This window comes from Streptomyces sp. NEAU-174, assembly GCF_052665095.1.
Genome location: NZ_JBQTCE010000015.1, coordinates 259,063 through 281,006, shown reverse-complemented (window position 1 = coordinate 281,006; position 21,944 = coordinate 259,063). Strand labels below are relative to the sequence as shown.

Below are 21,944 nucleotides of genomic sequence, written 5' to 3'. Positions count from 1 at the left end.
GCTCCGGCACGGATGCTGACCCGGCCACGGCCGCCGGGCCGGGTCAGTAGTCCTTGACGGTGTAGGAGTTGACCACCTCGTAGAAGCTGTCGTCGATATTGGTCGGGTTGGTGTCGGGCCCCTGCCCGGCCGATGCGTCCTGCGCCTGCTTCCGGGCCATGTTGTCCAGCGCGAGCTGCTGGTTGGCCGCCACATAGCCCCGCAGCTCGCGCTCGTAGGCGGCGAAGGCCGCGGTGTGGTCGCCGCCCGCGGCCCTGAGCTCGCCCGCCAGCACATAGGCGCCGACCACGGCCACGCTGGTGCTCTGCCCGGACGCCGGCGAGCCGCAGTATCCGGCGTCGCCGACCAGGGCCACCCGGCCACGGGACCAGGAGTCCACGTGGATCTGGGCCGCCGCGTCGAAGTGGAAGTCCGGCGCCCCCCACATGTACTCCAGCAGCCGCGGCATCTCCCAGCGCGCGTCCTTGTACCGCTCGGCCACCAGCCGCTTCTGCTCCGAGACCGACCGGGAGCCGAGGAACGTGGCGGGCGGTTCCTCGGAGTCGATGCCGATGTAGACCCGCGCCTCGGTGTTGTCGCGGACGCTCATCATCATGCCGCCCCAGACGTCCCCGGCCATCTGGTAGATGACCTCCCAGCGGTCGAGGCCCAGATAGTTCGGCACCGTCCACACGCCCAGATAGCCGCCCAGATGGCGGAGGAAGTCCTCCTCCGGGCCGAAGACCAGCGCCCGGGTGGAGGAGTGCACCCCGTCGGCCGCCACCACGATGTCGAAGGCGCGCGCACCGCCCCGGTGGAAGGTGACCGCCACCTCGTCGGGGCCCTGGACGAGCGAGGCGATCGAATCGTTGAAGAGGTACTCGATCCCGTCGCCACCCGCGGCCATCAGCACCGAGGACAGATCGTCCCGCAGGATCTCGATGTCGGAGCTGTTGAGATCTCCGCCACTCGCGGTCCGCTCGGTGGTGCTGAACAGCTCCTTGCCGTCGTCGTCGACCATCGACATGCCGCGCAGCCCGGTGCGGCGCGCCCGGACCTCCTCCAGCACGCCCATCCGCTCGCACACCTCGAGCGCCGGGCCCCGTACGTCGATCGCCTGTCCACCCGGGCGCGGGCGCGCGGCGCGCTCCACGACGGTGACCTGGAAACCATAACGATCCAGCCAGTAGGCGAGCGCGGGGCCGGCGATACTGGCCCCGGAAATCAGAACCCGTGCATTCCGCATGGCGTTGTCCCTTCCGAATTCAACCACCGAATGTGGTGCCTCGATAAAGACTGGCCGGAGCCGCCGACATGCCACCGACGCGGCGCCGACGCCGGGTCGATGACGCGCCGACGACCCGCCGACGCGGCGCCGACAGGGCGCCGACACGCGGGTGTCGCAGGGCAGTTGGGGATGGCCGGGGTCGATCGGCGGGCGAACGGAACTCTCTCATCGGTTAATGAGAGTGTTACCTCGATGTGTTGTGTGGTTCCGTAGTGATCGATGAGACTGGGGAATCCGACCGGTCGGCCCAAAAGATCGGTCGCCCCGCACTGGTGATGTTCGGTCCGCCCCCCACGATCCGAACAGGATGGGACCTAATGCGCAATTCACTGGAGCACGCCCGCGTGATCCCCGCCGCCGTCGTGCCCGTCTGTCCGAGAGCCCGCCGGAGATCTCACCTCTCCCCGCGCGGATCGGCCACGGTAGCGGCGTAGCCGCCTCTCACCACTCACCGAACGGCGGATCGCCCCGGCCTTCCCGGCGACGCCGTCCTCCGGCCTGCCCGTAGGCGCGTGCCCCCGTGCACCCGCCCGCGGGCCACGTGGTCTGCCATGACCCCGGCGGTCTGCCATGACCGCGGTGGTCTGCCCTGACCGCGGTGGTCCGTCATGACCACGCGGTCTGCCACGACCCGGCCGGAACGTCCGCGTGCCCACGGCCCGTTCGGTGACGCAACCCCCCACGAAAGGAACCCCTCAGGTGCTTACTTCGCACCACCCACGATCACGCGAACCCCAGCAACCCGTGCCCGCCGCTCGCGGCGACGTGGCGGGACAGAGCGGGCATGTGCTGGCGGTTGGCGAACCGGGCCCCAGGCTCGACCGGCTGACCCGGACACTCGTCTCCACCGGGCATGAGGTGACCCATGCGGAGCCCGGCGACGTCAGCCGACAGATGCGGCACTCCCCGCCGGACGCGATCGTCGCCCTGGACGACGCCGACGACGGACTGGACCTGATACGCGAGGTCCGCGCCGTCCCCGCGGGACGGGCGCTCCCCCTGCTGATGGTCACCTCCGACCCCGGCCCCACCGGCGTCGCCGACATGCTGCGCGGCGGCGCCGACGACTGCGTGGCGGAGACCTCCGACCCGGTCGAGCTCTCCGCCCGGATCGAGGCCAAGCTGCGCCGGGTCCCGGTCCCCGTCGAGAACCTGCTGCTCGACCCGCGCACCGGCCTGTACTCCCAGCCCCACTTCCTGGGCGAGCTCGACCGGGAGCTCAAGCGGGTCGACGACAGCCGCACCGGTGGCGTCGTCGCCATGGTGGGCGTGGCCGAGATCGCCGCGCTCGAGGCCCGGCTGGGGCCGCGGGTGCGCCGGGAGGTGGCCGAACGTCTCGCGGGCGTGGCCGAGAAGCTGGGCGGCGTCTGCGACCGGCTCGGCTGGGACGACGAAGGCCATCTGCTGATGCTGATGCCCGGTGTGGACGAGGAGGCCGCGCGCCGCGAACTCCAGAACTTCGCCAACGCCGTGGCCGGGACCCGTTTCGTGGTGGCCGACGAGAACGTGCGGCTGACCCCGGCGATCGGCTGGACCCCGCTGGCCGACTGCGCGGACCGCGCCCAGGCCGTCGCCAACGCCCGGAACGCGGTCGAGGAGTCGGTCCGCCACCGGGATCTGCGGCCGGTCAAGTACGCGGCGTGGATGCGCGGCACCCACCGGCGCAGCCGCCGTACCCTCGCCACCGCGCTCCGCACCCTGCTGTCGGCGCTCTCGCCCGTCCTGGTGCTCCTCTTCGGGGTGGGCATCCCGTTCGTCTTCTACCAGCAGATGTACGAGCTGGGCTGGGACGTGGGCTCGGCCGCGTACTGGGTCGTGGTGTCCGGCCTGGTGCTCTCGGCCGCGCTGATCGTGCTGGAGTGCCTCTTCTCGCTGGACGCCAAGCCCCGGCCGGAACGGCCCGCGCAGCCGTACCCACCGGCCAGCGCCGTCATCGCCGCGTATCTGCCCAATGAGGCCGCGACCATCGTCGACACCATCGAGTCCTTCCTGCGCCTGGACTACCCCAACGAGCTGGAGATCGTGCTCGCGTACAACACGCCGCACCCCATGCCCGTGGAGGAGACCCTGCGCGAGATGGCCCGCCGCGACCCGCGGCTGGTGCTGATGCCGGTGGCGGGCAGCACCTCCAAGGCGCAGAACGTCAACGCCGCGGTCACCCGGGTGCGCGGTGAGTTCGTCGGCATCTTCGACGCGGACCACCACCCGGTGCCCGACGCCTTCCAGCACGCCTGGCACTGGCTGTCAGCCGGCTACGACGTGGTCCAGGGCCACTGCGTGATCCGCAACGGCGAGAGCTCCTGGGTCGCCAAGCTGGTGGGCGTGGAGTTCGAGGCCATCTACGCGGTCAGCCACCCCGGCCGCACCCGGCTCTACACCTTCGGTGTCTTCGGCGGCTCCAACGGTTTCTGGCGCACCGATCTGCTCGCCAGGACCCGGATGCACGGCACGATGCTCACCGAGGACATCGACTCCACGATGCGCGCCCTGCACGAGGGCGCCCGGATCGCCACCGACCGCACGCTCATCTCGCGCGAACTGGCGCCCACCACCCTCAAGGCGCTGTGGAACCAGCGGTCGCGCTGGGCCCAGGGCTGGCTCCAGGTGTCGCTGAAGTACCTGTGGCGCGGCTTGCGTTCCCCGGCCTTCACCGCCCGCCAGAAGGCGGGGCTGCTGGTGCTGCTGGGGTGGCGGGAGATCCAGCCGTGGCTGACCCTCCAGATCCTGCCCGTACTGCTGTACTCGGCGTGGCGGGCCGGGGGAGTGGACCATCTCGACTGGGCGGTGCCGGTCTGCCTGCTGGCCACCTTGTTCACACTGTCCGCCGGGCTGGTGCAGGCGCTGTTCGCGTGGCGGCTCGCGGTGCCGGAACTGCGCCGCCGCAGGGCGTGGTTCTGGCGGTATCTGCTGGTGTCCACCGTCTTCTACAGCCACTTCAAGAACATCGTGGCCCGGCAGTCGCTCCTCAAGGAGGTGCTGCGGGACCGCCAGTGGCGGGTCACCCCGCGCCCCGGTGACAAGGCGGTGAAGCGGACATGAGCACGCTGTCCACGGCCATCGCGTCCACCACCGCCCCCCGGGCGGTCAACGGCACACCCGCCAAGGGCGCGCCCTCGCGGAACCGGATGAGCCAGGAGATCCAGGGCCTGCGGGGAATGGCGGCGCTGCTCACCGTCGTCTTCCACGTCTGGCAGCAGTACTTCGTCTACGACCGGGACGGAGCCCACTCACCGGTGCCCAACCGGTACGCGAACGCGCTGGTGTCGCTGGAGGTCATCGACCTCTTCTTCGTGCTGTCCGCGTATCTGCTGACGCTGTCCTACGCACGGGCGGCGATCGAGGGGGGCTCGACCCGGCCCGGCCGGGTGTTCCTCTTCCGGCGGGCCATCCGGATCGTCCCGCTGTACTTCCTGGCGGTGACGTTCATCTGGGCCACCCGCAATCCCACCCTGCCCGGCGAGTGGTCCGATCTGCTGCACCATCTCACCTTCACCCAGGTCTTCGACCAGGAGCAGATCTTCTACACCATCGGCCCGACCTGGTCGTTGTCGCTGGAAATCATGTTCTATGTGGCGTTGGTGGGGCTCGGCCCGCTGGCCGTCCGCGCCTGCCGTCCGCTGCGCCGGAGGGCCTCCCGGGTGGCGGTGTGCGCCGTGGGCTGTGCCCTGCTGTACATCGGGCCGTTCATCTGGATCGCGGTCGCACGCTACGGGCTGGAGATCCCGCACACCGAATGGCCGGTGTACTTCGGACCGCAGGCCCGCTTCGGGGGGTTCGCGGCGGGCATGGGCCTCGCCGTGGCGATGGTCGCCCTCGGCGACCGCGGCCGGCTGGACGCGAAGGTGGCGATCCCGCTGCGGGCGGCCGCCCTCGTAGGGCTGTACCTGCTGTCCTACTGCGGTACGGAGGCGGAGGACTTCCCGACCACCTTCTACCATCCGCTGTCCGCCCTGCTGTGGATGCTGCTGCTGTACAGCACCATCCATGTGCGGCGGCAGGGGCGGTGGCACGCATGGCTCACGGCCCGCTGGCTCACCGGTGTCGGCCTCGCCAGCTACAGCCTCTTCGTCTGGCATGAGCCGATCATGCTGGGCCTGTACAACGCGGGGCTGCTGCCGCCCGACGGCCAGGAGGGCTTCCCGCTGGCCGTGGTCATCGTGCTGGTGGTGGCCGTGCCCGCCGCCGCGGTGAGCTACTGGGCCATCGAGTACCCGGCGAGCCTGCTCGGGAAGCTCAAGGACGGCAAGGGCCGTTCGCGCGACTTTTATCCGGAGGCCGCGCGCTAGCCAGGAACACACGTTCCCCGGTGCACGGGTGGCCGTACACCGGGGGACGGTGGTTATCATCTGGCTGGTTCTTTACTGTCTAACACGTGTGCGTCGGACATCTGTTCCGCTGGGAATCGGGCTTCCGGGGCACCCCACCCAACCCATGCCATAACGGGGAGACCAGCGAAATGGGTCGACACAGCCGACCGACCGCCGCACAGCAGGCGCGTACCACGACGCTCAAGGCGGCCACCGCCCTCGGAGTGGCCGGAACCATAGCCTTCGGCCTCCACTCGACGGTCGGCGGTGACAAGTCCGTCGAGGCCCGCTCCGATGTGAACGCACAGCAGGCGCAGACGCCGGACGAGGTCGAGCCCACCGCGGATCACTCGCCCTCGCAGAGCCATGTCTCGCCCAGCGAGTCCTCGAAGCCGAAGCTGATCTCCGACCACACCGACGCCGCCACCCCCGGTGGCGGCGGTTCGGACCGGAGCGCCGGCACCCCGCGGCACGCAGCCCCGGGCACCCCGGACGCGGCCCCCTCCAAGGCCGCGCCCACCATGGCGCCCACCGCCCCCGCGCAGCGGAACGACCAGGTGCCCTCGTCGCCCTCCGCGCCGAGCGAGACGACCCCGAGCGCCGACCCGACCACTCCGTCGCAGCAGCCCGGCCAGCCGTCGCAGACCCCCGGTCAGGGCGGCCACCACGGCAAGGGTGTGGTGGGCGGACTGGTGGACGGTGTCGGCGACACCCTGGACGGGGTGCTCGGCGGGGTCGGCGGGGTGCTCGGCGGCTGAGCGCCGCCGCCTCACCCCGTGGCCAGCGCCTTGAGGTCCGCCAGGCTTCCGTTGAACCGGTTGTGGTCGCCCACCAGCGGCCCGCTGGAGGTGTACTGCCACAGGGTGTGGGCCTTCCAGCCGGCCGGCAGCGGACCGGGGGTGGCGGCGTACCGCGCCAGCCACAGCCGGTTCCGCTCGGCGAAGGCGGCGCTGTCGCCGGTGCACGTCCGCCACCAGCCGGTGGTCGTGTAGATCACCGGCCGGCGTCCGGTGCGCTCCTTGACCCGCGCGGTGAAGTCGCCGATCCAGTTCACGATCTGGGCGTCGGTCAGGCCGTAGCAGGTTGCTCCGTACGGGTTGTACTCGAGGTCCAGGACGGGCGGCAGTGTCCTGCCGTCGTCCGACCAGTCGCCGCCATTGGCGACGAAGAAGTCCGCCTGACGGGTGCCGCTGGAACGGTCCGGCAGGGCGAAGTGGTAGGCGCCGCGGATCATGCCCTGCTGGAAGGAGCCGTTGTACTGCGCGGCGAACGAGGGGTTCTTGTAGGTCGTGCTCTCGGTGGCCTTCACATAGGCGAATCGGACGTCGTCGTCCCACAGGGCCGCCCAGTCGACCGAACCCTGGTGGTCGCTGACGTCCACGCCCTCCACCGAGGCCGCTCTGGCGGCCCGGGGCGTGGCGCCGGGGTCGGTCTTCTCGTGACGGGCGATGGTCGAGCCCATCCAGTCCCGCTCGGGGTGCGGGACGGACGCCGCGGGGGCCGGGCCGTTGCCGGCGTCGTGGTCGGGGTCGGTCGTCGAGGCCGTGGCCGGTACGAGGGTGGCGAGGACGGCGGCGGTGATCGCCACTCCCAGTCCGCCGATGGCGTAGGGCGAGCGCAGACGCGAGGGGCGCCGGTGGGCGCCCTTACCGGATTTCAGGGACATCTGTTCCTCCGATCCGTTCCGCATCGACGGTATGCGCGCCGAACGAAGAACGTGAAGCGGAACGGGAAATTCTGTCCCTCCGTCAGCGGTCCCGGCCCTCCTCGCCGAACGGCCCGGACGGCAGGCCGTAGCCCGCCACCAGCGCCCTCGCGGCCCGGGTCGCCCGGATGGCGACCTCCTCGACCACGTCATCCGGATCGCCGAACTTCCCTTCCAGCAATTGGGCGACATAGCCGCGGGCGAGCGCGTGCAGGGCGTCGAGCAACGCCACCGCCGTCACTGCGGCATCGCCCGGGGCGACCACCTCGAAGGCGCTGGGCAGCAGCAGGTCCACGAACTCCCTGCTGCTGTCCCGTAGCTCCGGATGGGTGGCCCGCAGCCCCGTAGCGAAGAGGATGTCAAGACCGCCGCGGTAGCGGGCCGCCGTGCGCACGAAGGTGCCCGCCACCGTCGCCAGCCGCTCCTGGGCGGACCCGACGTCGGCCACCGTTTCCAGGTAGATGGCCCGCAGCCGCCGCGAGACCTCCAGGGCGGCGGCCGCGAGCAGCGCGTCACGGTCGGCGAAGTGGCGGTACGGCGCGCCCGGGCTCACACAGGTGCGGCGCGCGGCCTCCGCCACGGAGAAGCCGCGCACTCCGACCTCGTCGATGATCTCCAGGGTCGTCTGCACCAGCGCGGCGGCCAGGTCGCCGTGGTGGTAGGTGGCGCGTCCCTTCGGGGTGGGTGCCATTCGGGTGACCCTACCCGACCCGCGATTCCGGCTCACCCGCCCCTGGCCTGCGCCTTTCGGCGGCCCGGGCGGCCCGCAGGGCGTCCCGCGAGCGCTCGACGCGGATCGGCAGATCCCGCACCCGCTCTCCGGTGGCATGGTGGAAGGCGTTGCCGATGGCCGCCGCCGCGCCCACGATGCCCAGTTCGCCGATGCCCTTGGCGCCCACCGGGTTGGTGGTGTTGTCGTCCTCCTCCAGCAGCACCACGTCCAGTCGCGGAACATCGGCGTGGGCGGCGATGTGATAGCCCGCGAAGTCATGGTTGGCGAAGTCGCCGAAGACCGGATCGACCTCGCCGATCTCCAGCAGCGCCATCGACAGACCCATCGTCATGGCCCCGAGGAACTGGGAGCGCGCGGTGTGCGGATTGACGATCCGCCCGGCGGCGAACACGCCCAGCATCCGGTCCACCCGGATCTCACCGGTGTCGCCGTCCACCCGCACCTGGGCGAACTGCGCCCCGAAGGTGTGCCGCGACAGATCCGCCCGCCGCTCCAGATCCTCGACGGTGTTCGCCACCACCTCCAGACCGCCGTCCGGGACCACACCCCCGTAGGTGTCCAGCTCCTTGAGCAGCGCACGGCACGCCTTGTCCACCGCCCAGCCCCACGATGCGGTGCCGAGCGAACCGCCCGCGAACGGCGCCATGCCCAGCGAGGCACGCCCGATCTCCAGCCGCAGCCGCGACAGCGGAATGCCGAGCGCGTCCGCCGCCACCTGGGTGAGGGCGGTACGGGCGCCCGTGCCCAGGTCGGCCGCGCCGATGCGCACCCGGTACGTCCCGTCCTCCTCGGCGCGCGCCACCGCGGAGGAGGGGAAGGTGTAGTCCGGGTGGTGCGAGGCGGCCACACCGGTGCCCAGCAGCCAGCGCCCCTCACGCCGGATCCCCGGGGCCGGATCACGGCGCTCCCAGCCGAACCGCGCCGCGCCCTCGCGCAGACAGGCCACCAGGTTGCGGCTGCTGAACGGCTTGCCGCTCTCCGGGTCGGTCTCCGGCTCATTGCGGATGCGCAGCTCGACCGGGTCCATGCCCAGCGCCCCGGCCAGCTCGTCGACGGCCGACTCCAGCGCGAACATCCCCGGGGTGTGGCCGGGGGCGCGGAACCAGGCGGGCGTCATCACATCGAGCGGCGCCACCTTCACCGTCGTACGGACGTGGGGCGCCGCGTACATCATCCGTGTCGAGGACACCGTCTGATCGGCGAACGGCACCTGGGCCGAGCGCTGCTGTACCGACTCGTGCTGGATCACCGTCAGCCGGCCGTCGCGCTCGGCGCCCAGCCGCACCCGCTGGATCGTGGGGGAGCGGTAGGGGATCAGCTGGAACATCTGCTGCCGGGTCAGGGCGATCTTCACCGGCCGTTCGACGGCCCGCGCGGCGAGCGCCGCCAGCACCGTCGGCGAGCGCGGAATGCCCTTGGAGCCGAAGCCCCCGCCGATGTACTCGGCCACGATCTCCACCGCGCTCAGCTCGATCCCGAACAGCGCGGACATCAGCTGCGCGCTCATATAGGGACCCTGGTCGGAGTTGAACAGCGTCAGCCGGTCCTCGTCCCACACCGCGATGGTGGCATGCGGCTCCATCGGACTCGGATGCTCCACCGGAGTGGTGTACGTGGCGTCCACCCGCACCGGGGCGGTGGCCCAGGCGCCATCGGCGTCACCGCGCTCCACCAGGCCCGGGCTGCCGTCGGTCACCGTCTCGGCGATCTCCAGCCGCTCGTCGTCGGCGCGCAGCACCACATCGTGCGGCTCCCGCTCATAGCCCACCCGGACCGCCGCCGCGCCCTCGCGCGCCGCCTCCAGCGAGGTGGCCACCACGGCGGCCACGATCTGGCCGTGGTACGCCACCTGAGGGGACTGAAGCACGAAGAGGTCCGCGCTCGCCTGCGCCTCGGCGTTCAGCCGCGGGGCGCTTGTGTGGTCGAGCACCGCCAGCACACCGGGCAGGGCCAGCGCCGGGGCGGGGTCCACCTCCGTCACCCGGCCGCGGGCGATGGTGGCCTGCACCGGCCATACGTAACTGACGTCCCGGGTGGGGAACTCATAGGCGTAGCGCGCCGCGCCGGTCACCTTGTCCAGGCCGTCGACCCGGGTCACCGGGGCGCCGACGCTCTGTTCGACGGTGGTCATGCGCGATCCCTCCTCGCGACGAGGTCGCGGACGCCCGCGACGATCAGATCAGTGGCCAGGTCGACCTTGAAGGCGTTGTCGGGCAGTGGCCGCGCCTCGGCCAGCTCGGCTTGCGCCGCCTCGCGCAGCGTCTCCTCGTCCGGCCGGGCGCCGCGCAGCCGCTCCTCGGCGGTCCGGGCGCGCCACGGCCGTGGCGCCACTCCGCCGAGCGCGATCCGCACGTCCCGCAGCGAGCCGTCCTCGGCCACGGACACCGAGGTGGCGACGCTCACCAGCGCGAAGGCGTACGACCAGCGGTCGCGCACCTTGCGGTAGCGCATCCGGGCACCGTGCGGCGGCGGGGGCAGCTCCACGGCGGTGATGAGGTCGCCGTGGTCCAGGACGGTCTCCCGGTGCGGTGTGTCGCCGGGCGGCAGATACAGCTCCGCCACCGGAACGGCGCGCGAGCCGCCGTCCACCGACCGCACGTGCGCCACCGCGTCGAGCGCCACCAGCGCCACCGCCATGTCGGAGGGGTGGGAGGCCACGCAGTGGTCGGAGGTGCCCAGCACGGCCAGATCGCGGTGCGCGCCCTGGATCGCCGGGCACCCGGTGCCCGGCTCGCGCTTGTTGCACGGCTTGGTCACGTCCTGGAAGTACCCGCAGCGGGTGCGCTGGAGCAGATTGCCGCCCACCGTGGCGACCGTGCGCAGCTGCCCGGAGGCCCCCGCCAGCAGCGCCTGGGACAGCAGCGGGAAGCGCTCACGGACGCCCGGATCGCCCGCCAGCGCGCCGTTGCGCACGGTGGCGCCGATGAGCACGGAGCCGTCCGCGCGGTGCTCGATCCGGTCGTACGGCAGCCGGGAGACGTCGATGAGCAGACCCGGGTCGGTGACGCCGAGCTTCATCAGGTCCACCAGATTGGTGCCGCCGCCGAGATAGGTGGCATCGGGGCGCTGGGCGATCAGCGCGGCCGCCTCGGCGGCGTCGCCCGCGCGGGCGTAGGCGAACTCCTTCATCGGGCGCCCCCGACGGTGGCCGTGTCCTGGGCGGCTTGGGCGCCCGCGGCCTCCAGCACGGCCTCGACGATCCCGTTGTACGCGCCGCAGCGGCACAGGTTGCCGCTCATCCGCTCGCGCACCTCCCGCGCGTCCAGCGCGGAGACATCGGCCACCCCGGTGGCGGTGTCCTCGGTGACATGGCTGGGCCAGCCGCGCCCGGCCTCGCCCAGCGCCCCGATGGCGGAGCAGATCTGGCCCGGGGTGCAATAGCCGCACTGGAGCCCGTCGTGGTCGAGGAAGGCACGCTGCACCGGGTGCAGCTCCCCGCCGTCCGACAGCGCCGCCACGCCCTCGATGGAGACGATCTCGCGCTCCTCGGCGGTCACCGCGAACATCAGGCAGCTGTTCACCCGCTCACCGTCCACCAGCACCGTGCAGGCCCCGCACTGACCGTGGTCACAGCCCTTCTTGGTGCCGGTGAGCCCGATCCGCTCGCGCAGCACATCGAGCAGGGTGGTCCGGTTGTCGATCGTCAGGGAGTGGGACGTGCCGTTGATCCGCAAGGTGATGTCGCTACTCGGTGAGTGATGTGAGAGGCTCATACATTGAATGTATCAACCTCTTACATCCGTGGCGAGGAGATATGAATTCCATGCGGGACGTCGTAGCGCAGATGCACCGATGGTGGGGCGAGGGCGAACCGTTCGCCCGGGCCACGGTGGTGGCGACCTGGCATTCCTCTCCGCTGCCGCCCGGGACGTCCATGCTGGTCGGCCCCGATGGCGCGGCGATCGGCAGCGTCTCCGGCGGCTGTGTCGAAGGCGCCGTCTATGAACTGGCCCAGGAGGTGACCGACAGCGGCAGGCCCGTGCTGGAGCGCTATGGCGTCAGCGACGACGACGCCTTCGCGGTCGGGCTGACCTGCGGCGGGATCATCGACGTCTATGTGGAGCGGATCGACCCCGCGGGCTTCCCCGAACTGGGCGAGGTGGCCGAGGCGGTGGCCGCCGGGGAGCCGGTGGCCGAGGTGATCTGCGTGGCCGTCGACGGGCCCGACCCGGAGGGACGGCTGGGCCGCCGGCTGGTCGTACGGCCCGACGGCACCTCCGGATCCCTCGGCTCCGGACGGCTGGACGCGGCCGTCGCCGAGGACGCGCGCGGACTGCTGGCCGGCGGGCGCACCGAGACCCTGCGCTTCGGCTACGACGGCGTCCGCATGGACGAGGAACTCACCCTGTTCGTCTCGGTCCACGCCACCCCGCCGCGGATGCTGGTCTTCGGCGCCGTGGACTTCGCGGCGGCCATGGCCCGGATCGGCGCCTACCTCGGCTACCACGTCACCGTGTGCGACGCCCGGCCCGTCTTCGCCACCCCGCGCCGCTTCCCCGAGGCACACGAGGTGGTGACCGACTGGCCGCACCGCTATCTGCGCACCGAGGCGGAGGCGGGCCGGATCGACGAACGCACGGTGGTCTGTGTGCTCACCCACGACCCCAAGTTCGATGTGCCGCTGCTGGACGTCGCCCTGCGCCTGCCGCTGGCCTACGTGGGCGCCATGGGCTCCCGCCGCACCCACGACGACCGGCTCCGCCGGCTGCGCGCCACCGGTCTCGGCGAGGAGGCGGTGGCCAAACTCGCCTCGCCGATCGGCCTGGACCTCGGCGCCCGTACCCCGGAGGAGACCGCCGTCAGCATCGCGGCCGAGATCATCGCCGACCGCTGGGGCGGCAGCGGCACCCGGCTGACCTCCCTCAGCGGCAGCATCCACAGTCAGGAGCCGATGCGGCCCGCGGCCGGAGGCTGAGACGGGGCCACGGCCCGGGCCGGGGATCGTCACAATGGTTCCCGGCCCGAATGGATGTAGGAGGAATCGAACCAGCCGTGGAGACCGCTCGAAGCAGCGACGACGACATAGAACCCACCGCCGCCGACGATGACGCGCCCCTCGGCGCCGGGGACACCGACGCCGCCCCGCCGCCGAGACCCGGCTGGCGCCGCTGGGTGATGGACATCCGGCCGCTGCGCCACCGCCCCTTCCGCCGGCTGTGGAGTTCCACCACCGTCACCGCCATCGGCAGCCAGCTCACCGCCGTCGCCGTGCCCAAGCAGATCTACGACATCACCGGCTCGTCGGCGTGGGTCGGCTACGCCAGCTTCGCCGGACTCCTCCCGCTGGTGGTCTTCGCGCTGTGGGGCGGGGTGGTGGCCGACCGGATGGACCGGCGCACCCTGATGCTTGTCACCAACGTGGGCATCGCCGTCACCTCGGTGCTGTTCTGGGCGCAGTCCTTCGCCGGTCTGGACTCGGTGGCGCTGCTCATGGTGCTGCTCGCCGTCCAGCAGGGCTTCTTCGGCATGAACTCCCCGGCCCGCAGCGCCTCCGTCGCCCGTCTCGTCCCCGCCGACGAACTGCCCGCCGCGGGCGCCCTCCAGTCCACCGTCGCCCAGACCGGCATGATCCTCGGCCCGCTGCTCGCGGGCGCCCTGATCCCCGTCCTCGGCCTGCCCGCGCTCTACCTCATCGACGCCGTGGCGCTGTGCGTCACCCTGTGGGCCGTCTGGCGGCTGCCCGCGCTGCCGCCCCTCACCGAGGGCGCCACGGGCGCCGAGGGCGGCGCGCGGCGGGGCGGATGGCGCGATGTGGTCGACGGCTTCCGGTACATCGCCGCCCACCGCATCCTGCTGATGTCGTTCCTCGCCGACATCATCGCCATGGTCTTCGGCATGCCCCGCGCGCTCTTCCCCCAACTCGCCGCGCACACCTACGCGCCCTGGGGCGAGGGGTTCGCGCTCGGCCTGCTCTTCGCGGCGATCCCGCTCGGCGCGGTGGCCGGCGGTCTGCTCTCCGGCACCTTCTCCCGCGCCCGCCGCCACGGCTTGATGGTCATCGCCGCCGTGGTGGCCTGGGGCGTGGCCATCACCGGATTCGGGCTCAGCCTCAACCTGTGGTGGGCGGTGGCCTTCCTCGCCCTCGCGGGCGTGGCCGACATGGTCTCGATGGTCTTCCGCGGGACGATCCTCCAGGCCGCAGCCACCGACGACATGCGCGGCCGGATGCAGGGTGTGTTCACCGTGGTGGTGGCGGGCGGCCCGCGCATCGCCGATCTGCTGCACGGCACCGCGGGCTCGCTCCTCGGGACCCGCGCGGCGGTCGCCGCGGGCGGGCTGCTGGTGGCCGTCAGCACACTCGGGCTCGCCGTCGCGGTGCCCGCGTTCCGCCGCTACACGCCCTGACGACGCGGCCGCGCTCGGGCAGGCGAACGCACGACGGCCGTGCCCCCGCCGGAATCCTGGGCGGGGGCACGGCCGTCGCGGCCCTCAGGCCGTACGCTCGTCGCGGTCGCCGCCCCACAGCGTGTGGAACGAACCCTCGCGGTCCACCCGCCGGTAGGTGTGCGCACCGAAGAAGTCCCGCTGCCCCTGGACCAGCGCGGCGGGCAGCCGCTCCGAGCGCAGCGCGTCGTAGTACGCCAGCGCCGCCGAGAAGCCCGGGGCCGGTACGCCCAACTCGACCGAGGTGGCCACCACCCGCCGCCAGGCGTCCTGCGCCGCGCCCAGCGCCTCGGCGAAGTGGTCGTCGGTCAGCAGCGTGACGGGCTTGCGGTCCTTGGCGTACGCCTCGGTGATCCGGTTCAGGAACCGCGCCCGGATGATGCAGCCACCGCGCCAGATCCGCGCGACCGCCCCGGGGTCGATGTCCCAGCCGTACTCCTGGCTGCCCGCCTCGATCTGGTGGATGCCCTGCGCGTACGCCACGATCTTCGAGGCGTACAGCGCCTGCTCGACATCGTCGGCGAACCGCTCCGCGGCGGCCCCCGTGAGCCCCTTGCCGGACGGCCCCGGCAGCCCCTGCGAGGCGTCCCGCAGCTCCGCGTGGCCGGACAGCGAGCGGGCGAACACCGCCTCGGCGATCCCACTCACCGGCACGCCCAGGTCCAGCGCGGTCTGCACGGTCCAGCGGCCGGTGCCCTTCTGCTCCGCCTGGTCCTGCACCACGTCCACGAACGGCTTGCCGGTGGCGGCGTCGGTGTGCCCGAGCACCTCGGCGGTGATCTCGATCAGATACGACTCCAGGCGGCCGCCGTTCCAGGTGCGGAACACCTCTGCGATCTCACCGGGCGACATGCCGAGCGCCCGCCGCAGCAGGTCGTACGACTCGGCGATGAGCTGCATGTCCGCGTACTCGATGCCGTTGTGCACCATCTTCACGAAGTGGCCGGCGCCGTCCGGGCCGATGTGGGTGCAGCACGGCGTGCCGTCCACCTTGGCGGAGATGGACTCCAGCAGCGGACCGAGGGACTTGTAGGATTCCACCGATCCGCCGGGCATGATGCTGGGCCCGTTGAGCGCGCCCTCCTCGCCGCCGGAGATGCCGGTGCCCACGAAGTGCAGCCCGCGCTCGCGCAGGGACTTCTCCCGGCGCCGGGTGTCCTCGAAGTGGGCGTTGCCCCCGTCGATGATCACGTCGCCCTCTTCGAGGAGGGGTGCGAACTCCTCGATGACGGCATCGGTGGGCGCACCCGCCTTGACCATGATGATCAGCCGCCGGGGCCGCTGGAGCGAGGCGACGAACTCCTCGGCGCTCTCCGCCGGCACGAAGTTCCCCTCGTGGCCGTGCTCCTCCATCAACGCCTTGGTCTTGGCGAACGTGCGGTTGTGGAGAGCGACGGTGTGCCCGTGCCGGGCGAAGTTGCGGGCGAGGTTGCTACCCATGACGGCGAGCCCTGTGACGCCGATCTGGGCGGTGGGCTGGACGGTGGAAGGGCTGGGCATACGGTGTTCCACTCCTGTCACGCGCATCGAATCCTTATGCGAGGCAGCAACGCCGAGGGGAGCGAGGATCTTCCCCGTCGATCAGCCGGATATCGCCCGGCCATAGTTGCACGATGTGCGCGACGGCGGACGAGTGTCCGAGGAAAGCGGCCAAGGTGTCTCATTTTTCTCTCGCCCAGGCGGGAGCCCGGATTGTGAGATCTCCACAAGGGGCCCTCTGGCGTTGTCCAGAGCGAAGTCCCATGGGCTGCCGGCTCCCGGCGCTCACTCGTCGTCGGACCCTCGGACGCCACCGGGCGGGCATCCCGCGCGGCACCCTGGCCGAGCCGCAGGCCGGCGACGATCCAATAGGTGATGATCATGATTCCCGTCCGGAGTCACCAGTCGCGGGCGACCACGTCGTCCCTTCCGCCCTCTGGGCGAAGTCGGTGGCCGGCTCGGTGGCGTAACGGCTCATCACCTGGAGGTTCGCCTGCGGGGTCAGCGCCTGGCCGCCGGTGATCATGTCCTGAAGGTCCCGGAAGTACTGCACATACAGGTCCGGTGTGAATGTGCTGAGCATGACGGCTGGTTGGTCGGTCACGTTGGCGAAGGTGTGCGGGGCGCCGGGAGGGACCATCACGAGCGTGCCCGCCGTCGCGTCGTAGTCCTGCTCTCCGACCGTGAATCGCACCGTGCCGGAGATGACGTAGAAACCCTCGTCGTGCTGGGCGTGGCGGTGCTGCGGCGGTCCGGGCGTGTGCGGTGCGAGGACGGATTCGGCGAGCCCGAGGCGGTGCCCGGTGTTGCTGCCGTCCTCGAGGATGCGCAGTCGCGTGGTGCCCAGGACGATCGTCTCACCGTCGCCCGGGCCGACCACCGATACGGCGGGGTCGGCATTCGGCTCACTGATCTTCGGTTCATCGGTCACGCCGTCATTCCACTGCCGGGGGGCCGTGAGTGTCCAAGACCCCTTCCGTGGTGTCGATACCGGATGGGTATCGTTCCACACATGAGCCAGCCGCCAACTCGGCGCGCGGGCGCTGACCGGCCACTGAGCGACGTCGGCCCGAACCCGGGGCGAACGGCCGGAGGAGCGGCGCGAACCGGGGGTCAGGGGCGGGCGAGGTCGGGGGAGCGGTGGCGGACGGGACTGACCGACTCGAGTGCCGCGCCCAGACGCAGGACGGTCGACTCGTCGTACCAGCGTGAGACGAGCTGGACACCGATCGGCAGCTTGTCGCCGGTGGCCCCGAACGGCAACGACAGCGCGGGCAAGCCGGTGAGGTTGAACGGCACGGTGGCGCGCATGATGCCGCGCGCCGGTACCGTCCGGTCCCCGACGAGCAACGTCGGCTGCGCATGGAGCGGGGCCGGCACCGGGCACACGGGGCACAGCAGCGCGTCGTAGCGCTCGAAGTATCCGGCGAACAGCGAACTGAGCGCCTCGACTCGTTGTTGCGCGGCGATGTAGTCGGCCGACGTCACCTCCGGATCCGAGAGCGTGCGTTGGATGACGGTGTGCAGCTCGGACTCGCGGCCGGCGGCGGCCCGCCGGAAGTACGGCACCGTCTCCGCGGTATACAGGACGGCGCTCAGCGCGGTGCCGTCGATCGTCTCCAACGTTCCCAGGGGAGCGGGTTCGACGGTGCAGCCGATGCCGCGCAGCGCCTCGGCAGCGGCCGCCACCGTGGCCGCCACCTCCCGGTCCACCGGACCGAATCCGGGCTCGGCCATCCAGCCGACGCGCAGCCCGGCCACCTCCTTCGGGGCGTCGGTGTGGGGTGGTGAGTGCCGCACGTCGCCATCCACGCCGTCAGGCCCGGAAAGAATGCGCAACGCGGTCACGATGTCCCGCACGCTGCGCGCCATCGGGCCGACGTGCCAGTACCGACGGGGGACTTCGGGCCAGTGTCCGGTGATCGGGATTCTTCCCCGGGTCGCCTTCAGGGCGACGATCCCCGTGTCGTGTGCTGGGCCCCGCACCGAGATGGCGACATCGCTGCCGAGCCCGAGCGGTGACATCCCGGCGGCGATCGCGGCCGACTCTCCGCTGCTGGAACCGCCGGGTGTGCGCTCGGCATCCCAGGGGTTGCGGGCCCGGCCGACGAGCAGGTTGTCGGTTTCGGTCCAGTAGGAGAACTCGGGCAGGTTCGTCTTGGCCAGCGGAATGGCACCGGCTGCCCGAAGCCGCGCTACCGAGGTCGCGTCCGCAGCCGCGAGGTGATCGCGGAACAACACGGAGCCGCGCGTGGTCACGACGCCCGCGACGTCCAGCGCGTCCTTGACCGTGAAGGGCACACCGTGCAGGGGCCCGAGGGAGGCACCGGCCTTGACCGATTCATCGGCGGCCCGCGCCGCGGCGAGTGCCTGTTCGGCGAGCACCGTCACCACCGCGTTCAGCCGTGGGTTGACCTCGGCCATCCGGTCCAGATGCGCCTGCACCACCTCGACCGCCGACACCTGCCGTGTCCGGATCAGCTCAGCCAGTTCGGTCGCGTCCCGGTGATGAAGCCCGTCCACACTCCTCCACCCTTCGTCTGCCGCACGGGATGTCCACACTATGACGTCGGCGAGCGCGAAGATGTAACCGCCGTGGGCGCCGATTCCCATCCGGTCAAGCAGGGCGGCAGCGCCCAGATCATCCGGACATGTGGCGGGTCTCAGCGGGTGTCCACGATTCCGCCCGTCACGGCGATCACTTCGCCCACCGTATAGCTCGAATCCGCGTCCGAGGCGAGGTAGACGTACGCCGGCGCGATTTCCTCCGGCTGGGCCGGGCGGCCAAGGGGCGCCTCGCTGCCGAGATCGGCGAGGCCTTCGCGTGGCATGTGATCGTCGGAGTTGTTGAGGGCGGTCCAAGTGGGCCCCGGTGCGACGATGTTGGCGCGGACTCCCCGCTCGGCCAGGTGGGGGGCGATGGATTTGGTGAAGGCGACCAGAGCCGCCTTGGACGCCGCGTAGTCGATCATCGTGGTGCTGCCCTTGAGAGCTTCCTCGGTGGCGGTGGCGATGACCGCATCGCCCGGCTCGAGGTGCGGCAGGGCCGCCATGACCAGGTGGAAGTAGGCGTACACATTGGTCTTGAAGGTGCGGTCCCAGTCCTCCGCGGTCAGTTGTTCCAGCTCCAGCTTGCTGTTCAGGTAGGCCGCGTTGTTGACCAGGATGTTCAGGCGGCCGAACCTCCGCACCGTCTGTTCGACGACCTCGCGGCAGAAGTCGGGGTCGCACAGGTCTCCGGGGAGGAGCAGGCATGTGCGGCCCTGTTCTTCCACGACGCGTTGCGTTTCCTCGGCGTCCGGCTGTTCGTAGGGGAGGTAGACGATGGCGACGTCGGCGCCTTCGCGTGCGTAGAGCAGGGCGACGGCGCGGCCGATCCCGGAGTCACCACCGGTGATCAGGGCCACCTTGCCGGTCAGCTTGCCGGATGCCCTGTAGTTTTCGGCCCGGTAGCGAGGGCGGGGGTCCATGTCCCGCTCGAGGCCGGGGGGCTCCTGTTTCAGCGCGCGGAACCGAGGTGTGGGCTCCGACACGACCTGAGGCGCGGTCTCGTACGCGGCGGTCTTCGTGGCGTCTCGTTCTTGCACGGCCATCCCTCCTCTGACGGGGCGGTTTCGGCGGCCGTGGCAGCCGGGCTGCCACGCGACCACGCGGTGTTGCCGAAGCAGGGTGGGCGGGTGCCCGGGGCGGCGCGTACGAAACGGCCGGGGGAGGTATCTCAGCAGGCGGGGACGGCGAAACCGGCCCAGACGGCACGGAACCCTGGCCGCACGGCCGCTCATCCAGCTCGCCCCTCAGCTCGTTCCGAAGCGTCTGCGGGATGCGAGTGAAGTTGCCAAGCACTGGAACACAACGGTTTGACATCAGTGCGCGGGGCTAGAAGAGTCAGCAACCGAGGTGCTTCGGAAAGCAGGCACACCCCGCGGGAGCCGCGCGTAACGCGCTGTGAACCCCAGATGTGCCGCGCTGGGCTTCCGCGCTGCTGGACAGCAACGAGCAGGGAGCAGAGATGACACCGATGATCACCGCACCCGCACCCGCACGTGCCCGCCACTCTCACGACGACGCCCCTGACACCCAGGCCGACTTCGAGCGGCTGGCCGCGGCCTCCGATGGGCCCGAGCGCGAGGTGCTGGTGGAGGAGCTGGTGGCGGCCTGGCTGCCGATGGCCCACCGCCTCGCCCACCGCTACCGCAACCGCGGAGAGAACCTGGAGGACCTGGAACAGGTCGCGGCGATGGGCCTGGTCAAGGCCGTCGACCGCTACGACGCGCGGCGCGGCGGCGCGTTCGAGCCGTATGCCATCCCCACGATCGTCGGGGAGCTCAAGCGGTACTTCCGCGACCACAGTTGGGCCCTGCACGTTCCCCGGCGGGTGCAGGAGCTGCGCAACAAGGTCCGCGCCACCGTCCAGGAGATGGCCGCCACCGAAGGCGCCGGCCGCTCCCCGACCGTGGCGCAGGTCGCCGAGGCCGCCGGTATGAACGAGGAGGACGTGCTCACCGGCATGGAGGCCCTCGGCAGTTACCGCTCCCTTTCCCTGGACGCCGAGCTGACGGGTGCGGATGACGGCTACTCCCTGGCCGACACCCTCGGCCGGCCCGAGGCCCGCTACGAGACGGTCCTCGACCGCGAAGCGGTCAAGCCCTGCCTGCACCGGCTTCCGGAGCGGGAGCAGCACATCCTGTACCTGCGGTTCTTCCGCGATATGACCCAAGCGCGCATCGCCGATGAGCTGGGCATCTCCCAGATGCATGTCTCGCGTCTCATCTCCCGCAGCTGCCACGACATCCGCGAACAGGTCGAGACCGAGCCGCGGCCCCAGCCGATCCCGGCCGCCGCCTGATGCCCGGCGCCCGGCACCGGGCGCCGGGCGCCGAGCAGCGCAGCGTGATCGCCGCCCGCCACCAACTCCCCGGCGCCCGCACCGAAGACGACTCCCTCCTCATCCCCGACACCTGAGAAACGCCCTGTGGGCCCGGCACCGGCCGGGCCCACCGTTTGATCAGGTCGCGTTGCAGGTCAGGGCAGTCCGAGCAGTTCCAGCGGGCGGCCGAAGGTGAGTGGCCAAATGGTCGCCCTGCGATCTGGGCGTCGAGACATGAAGTAGGCAGCTAGGGCAGGGGCGTGCCGCCGGTGGCGTTGAGGATTTCGGCGGTGATGTAGCTGGCCTGCTGTGAGGCCAGGAAAACGTACGCGGGGGCCATCTCGGCCGGCTGGCCCGGACGCCCCAGGGGGCTTTGCTCGCCGAATTGCGAGGTGTCGGGCAAGGTGGCGGGGATCAGCGGCGTCCACACCGGGCCGGGGGCCACGGCGTTCACCCGGATGCCGCGTTCCGCCAGGTTGCCGGCCAGGCCCTGCGTGAAGGTCACGATGGCGCCCTTGGTCGTGGCGTAGTCGAGCAGATGAGGGCTGGGCTTGTACGCCTGCACCGAGGTGGTATTGATGATGCTGCCGCCTTCCGGGATATGCGGCAGGGACATCTTGCAGAGCCAGAACATCCCGTACAGATTCGTGCGCATCACGCGGTCGAATTGCTCGGTGGTGATGTCTTCGAGCCCTCCCGACTGTGCCATTTGGAAGGCGGCATTGTTGACGAGGATGTCGATCGAGCCGAAGGCGTCGACCGCTTGCGCCACCAATTTCCCGCACTCGGATTCGTCGCGGATGTCGCAGGGCACCGGAACGGCGCGGCGCCCGGCCTCTTTGATCAGACGTGCCGTCTCCTGGGCGTCTTTCTCTTCCTCGGGCAGATAGCTGAAAACGACGTCGGCGCCCTCACGGGCGAATGCGAGGGCTACGGCCCGCCCGATCCCGGAGTCGCCGCCGGTGATCAGAGAATGTCGGTTGTCCAACAGGCCATGGCCCTGGTAGCTGCCTTCTCCGTGGTCGGGCCGCGGCTCCATGTGGTCCGTGGCGCCGGGATGGGATTGGTCCTGCTGCGGAAATTCGGGCTGAGGGTAGCGCTTCCCTGGATGACGCTGGTCCTGTCCGCTCATGTGATGGCCTCCGAAACCAGAAGATCGGGTGCCCTGAGTTCCCCTCGGCAACACATGCAAACCATCGGAC

General features: G+C 71.0%; 17 protein-coding genes. 6 read left to right on the top strand and 11 right to left on the bottom strand.

Going from position 1 to position 21,944, the window contains the following annotated elements:
* Window positions 1-43: 43 nt before the first annotated feature.
* Window positions 44-1,225, bottom strand: a complete 1,182-nt coding sequence (locus ACT2CW_RS36720; RefSeq protein ID WP_445519685.1) for an FAD-dependent monooxygenase — start codon at window positions 1,223-1,225, stop codon at window positions 44-46.
* Between the two features lie 1,086 nt (window positions 1,226-2,311).
* Between ACT2CW_RS36720 and ACT2CW_RS36715 the strand changes: the two genes are divergently transcribed.
* The 3 genes from ACT2CW_RS36715 to ACT2CW_RS36705 all read left to right on the top strand — a co-directional run bounded on the left by ACT2CW_RS36715 (window position 2,312) and on the right by ACT2CW_RS36705 (window position 6,332).
* The gene (locus ACT2CW_RS36715) at window positions 2,312-4,306 is read left to right on the top strand and encodes a glycosyltransferase (RefSeq protein WP_445519702.1); all 1,995 of its coding nucleotides are present in this window, start codon (window positions 2,312-2,314) and stop codon (window positions 4,304-4,306) included.
* Complete coding sequence (locus ACT2CW_RS36710; protein ID WP_445519684.1) at window positions 4,303-5,553, top strand: acyltransferase family protein; 1,251 nt, start codon at window positions 4,303-4,305, stop codon at window positions 5,551-5,553. Before ACT2CW_RS36715 ends, ACT2CW_RS36710 begins: the two co-directional genes overlap by 4 nt.
* A 170-nt stretch (window positions 5,554-5,723) precedes the next feature.
* Window positions 5,724-6,332 (top strand): extensin, encoded by a 609-nt coding sequence (locus ACT2CW_RS36705; protein WP_164426616.1) that lies wholly within the window; start codon window positions 5,724-5,726, stop codon window positions 6,330-6,332.
* Between the two features lie 11 nt (window positions 6,333-6,343).
* Here the strand turns inward: ACT2CW_RS36705 and ACT2CW_RS36700 are convergent, their stop codons facing one another.
* The 5 genes from ACT2CW_RS36700 to ACT2CW_RS36680 all read right to left on the bottom strand — a co-directional run bounded on the left by ACT2CW_RS36700 (window position 6,344) and on the right by ACT2CW_RS36680 (window position 11,725).
* Complete coding sequence (locus ACT2CW_RS36700) at window positions 6,344-7,240, bottom strand: lysozyme (RefSeq protein WP_164426618.1); 897 nt, start codon at window positions 7,238-7,240, stop codon at window positions 6,344-6,346.
* Window positions 7,241-7,322: 82 nt separating this feature from the next.
* Complete coding sequence (locus ACT2CW_RS36695; RefSeq protein WP_164426620.1) at window positions 7,323-7,970, bottom strand: TetR/AcrR family transcriptional regulator; 648 nt, start codon at window positions 7,968-7,970, stop codon at window positions 7,323-7,325.
* 10 nt (window positions 7,971-7,980) lie between these two features.
* Window positions 7,981-10,143: a xanthine dehydrogenase family protein molybdopterin-binding subunit gene (locus tag ACT2CW_RS36690; protein ID WP_445519683.1), complete on the bottom strand. Its 2,163-nt coding sequence runs from the start codon at window positions 10,141-10,143 to the stop codon at window positions 7,981-7,983.
* Window positions 10,140-11,141 (bottom strand): FAD binding domain-containing protein, encoded by a 1,002-nt coding sequence (locus ACT2CW_RS36685; RefSeq protein ID WP_445519682.1) that lies wholly within the window; start codon window positions 11,139-11,141, stop codon window positions 10,140-10,142. The genes ACT2CW_RS36690 and ACT2CW_RS36685 overlap by 4 nt, the downstream gene beginning before the upstream one ends.
* On the bottom strand, window positions 11,138-11,725 hold the full coding sequence (locus ACT2CW_RS36680) for a (2Fe-2S)-binding protein (protein ID WP_445519681.1): 588 nt from the start codon (window positions 11,723-11,725) through the stop codon (window positions 11,138-11,140). The genes ACT2CW_RS36685 and ACT2CW_RS36680 overlap by 4 nt, the downstream gene beginning before the upstream one ends.
* A gap of 50 nt (window positions 11,726-11,775) precedes the next feature.
* Here ACT2CW_RS36680 and ACT2CW_RS36675 point away from each other — a divergent pair, with 50 nt between their 5' ends.
* Together ACT2CW_RS36675 and ACT2CW_RS36670 are read left to right on the top strand one after the other, a co-directional pair.
* Window positions 11,776-12,927, top strand: coding sequence for an XdhC family protein (locus tag ACT2CW_RS36675; RefSeq protein ID WP_445519680.1), 1,152 nt, complete (start codon window positions 11,776-11,778; stop codon window positions 12,925-12,927).
* Between the two features lie 77 nt (window positions 12,928-13,004).
* A complete protein-coding gene (locus tag ACT2CW_RS36670) occupies window positions 13,005-14,357 on the top strand; it encodes an MFS transporter (RefSeq protein ID WP_445519679.1) in 1,353 nt (450 codons plus the stop codon).
* Window positions 14,358-14,441: 84 nt separating this feature from the next.
* On the opposite strand, the gene gndA is transcribed toward ACT2CW_RS36670, so the two are convergent.
* From gndA to ACT2CW_RS36650, 4 genes are all read right to left on the bottom strand, one after another.
* A complete protein-coding gene (gene gndA / locus ACT2CW_RS36665) occupies window positions 14,442-15,896 on the bottom strand; it encodes an NADP-dependent phosphogluconate dehydrogenase (RefSeq protein ID WP_445519678.1) in 1,455 nt (484 codons plus the stop codon).
* Window positions 15,897-16,254: 358 nt separating this feature from the next.
* Window positions 16,255-16,806 (bottom strand): cupin domain-containing protein, encoded by a 552-nt coding sequence (locus tag ACT2CW_RS36660; RefSeq protein ID WP_445519677.1) that lies wholly within the window; start codon window positions 16,804-16,806, stop codon window positions 16,255-16,257.
* A gap of 182 nt (window positions 16,807-16,988) precedes the next feature.
* A complete protein-coding gene (locus ACT2CW_RS36655) occupies window positions 16,989-18,398 on the bottom strand; it encodes an amidase (protein ID WP_445519676.1) in 1,410 nt (469 codons plus the stop codon).
* A gap of 140 nt (window positions 18,399-18,538) precedes the next feature.
* Entirely contained in the window at window positions 18,539-19,462 is a 924-nt protein-coding gene (locus ACT2CW_RS36650; RefSeq protein WP_445519675.1) for an SDR family oxidoreductase, read from the bottom strand.
* 422 nt (window positions 19,463-19,884) lie between these two features.
* Here ACT2CW_RS36650 and ACT2CW_RS36645 point away from each other — a divergent pair, with 422 nt between their 5' ends.
* Window positions 19,885-20,721 (top strand): SigB/SigF/SigG family RNA polymerase sigma factor, encoded by an 837-nt coding sequence (locus tag ACT2CW_RS36645; protein ID WP_445519674.1) that lies wholly within the window; start codon window positions 19,885-19,887, stop codon window positions 20,719-20,721.
* Between the two features lie 268 nt (window positions 20,722-20,989).
* On the opposite strand, the gene ACT2CW_RS36640 is transcribed toward ACT2CW_RS36645, so the two are convergent.
* A complete protein-coding gene (locus tag ACT2CW_RS36640; RefSeq protein WP_445519673.1) occupies window positions 20,990-21,874 on the bottom strand; it encodes an SDR family oxidoreductase in 885 nt (294 codons plus the stop codon).
* Between the last annotated feature and the right edge of the window lie 70 nt (window positions 21,875-21,944).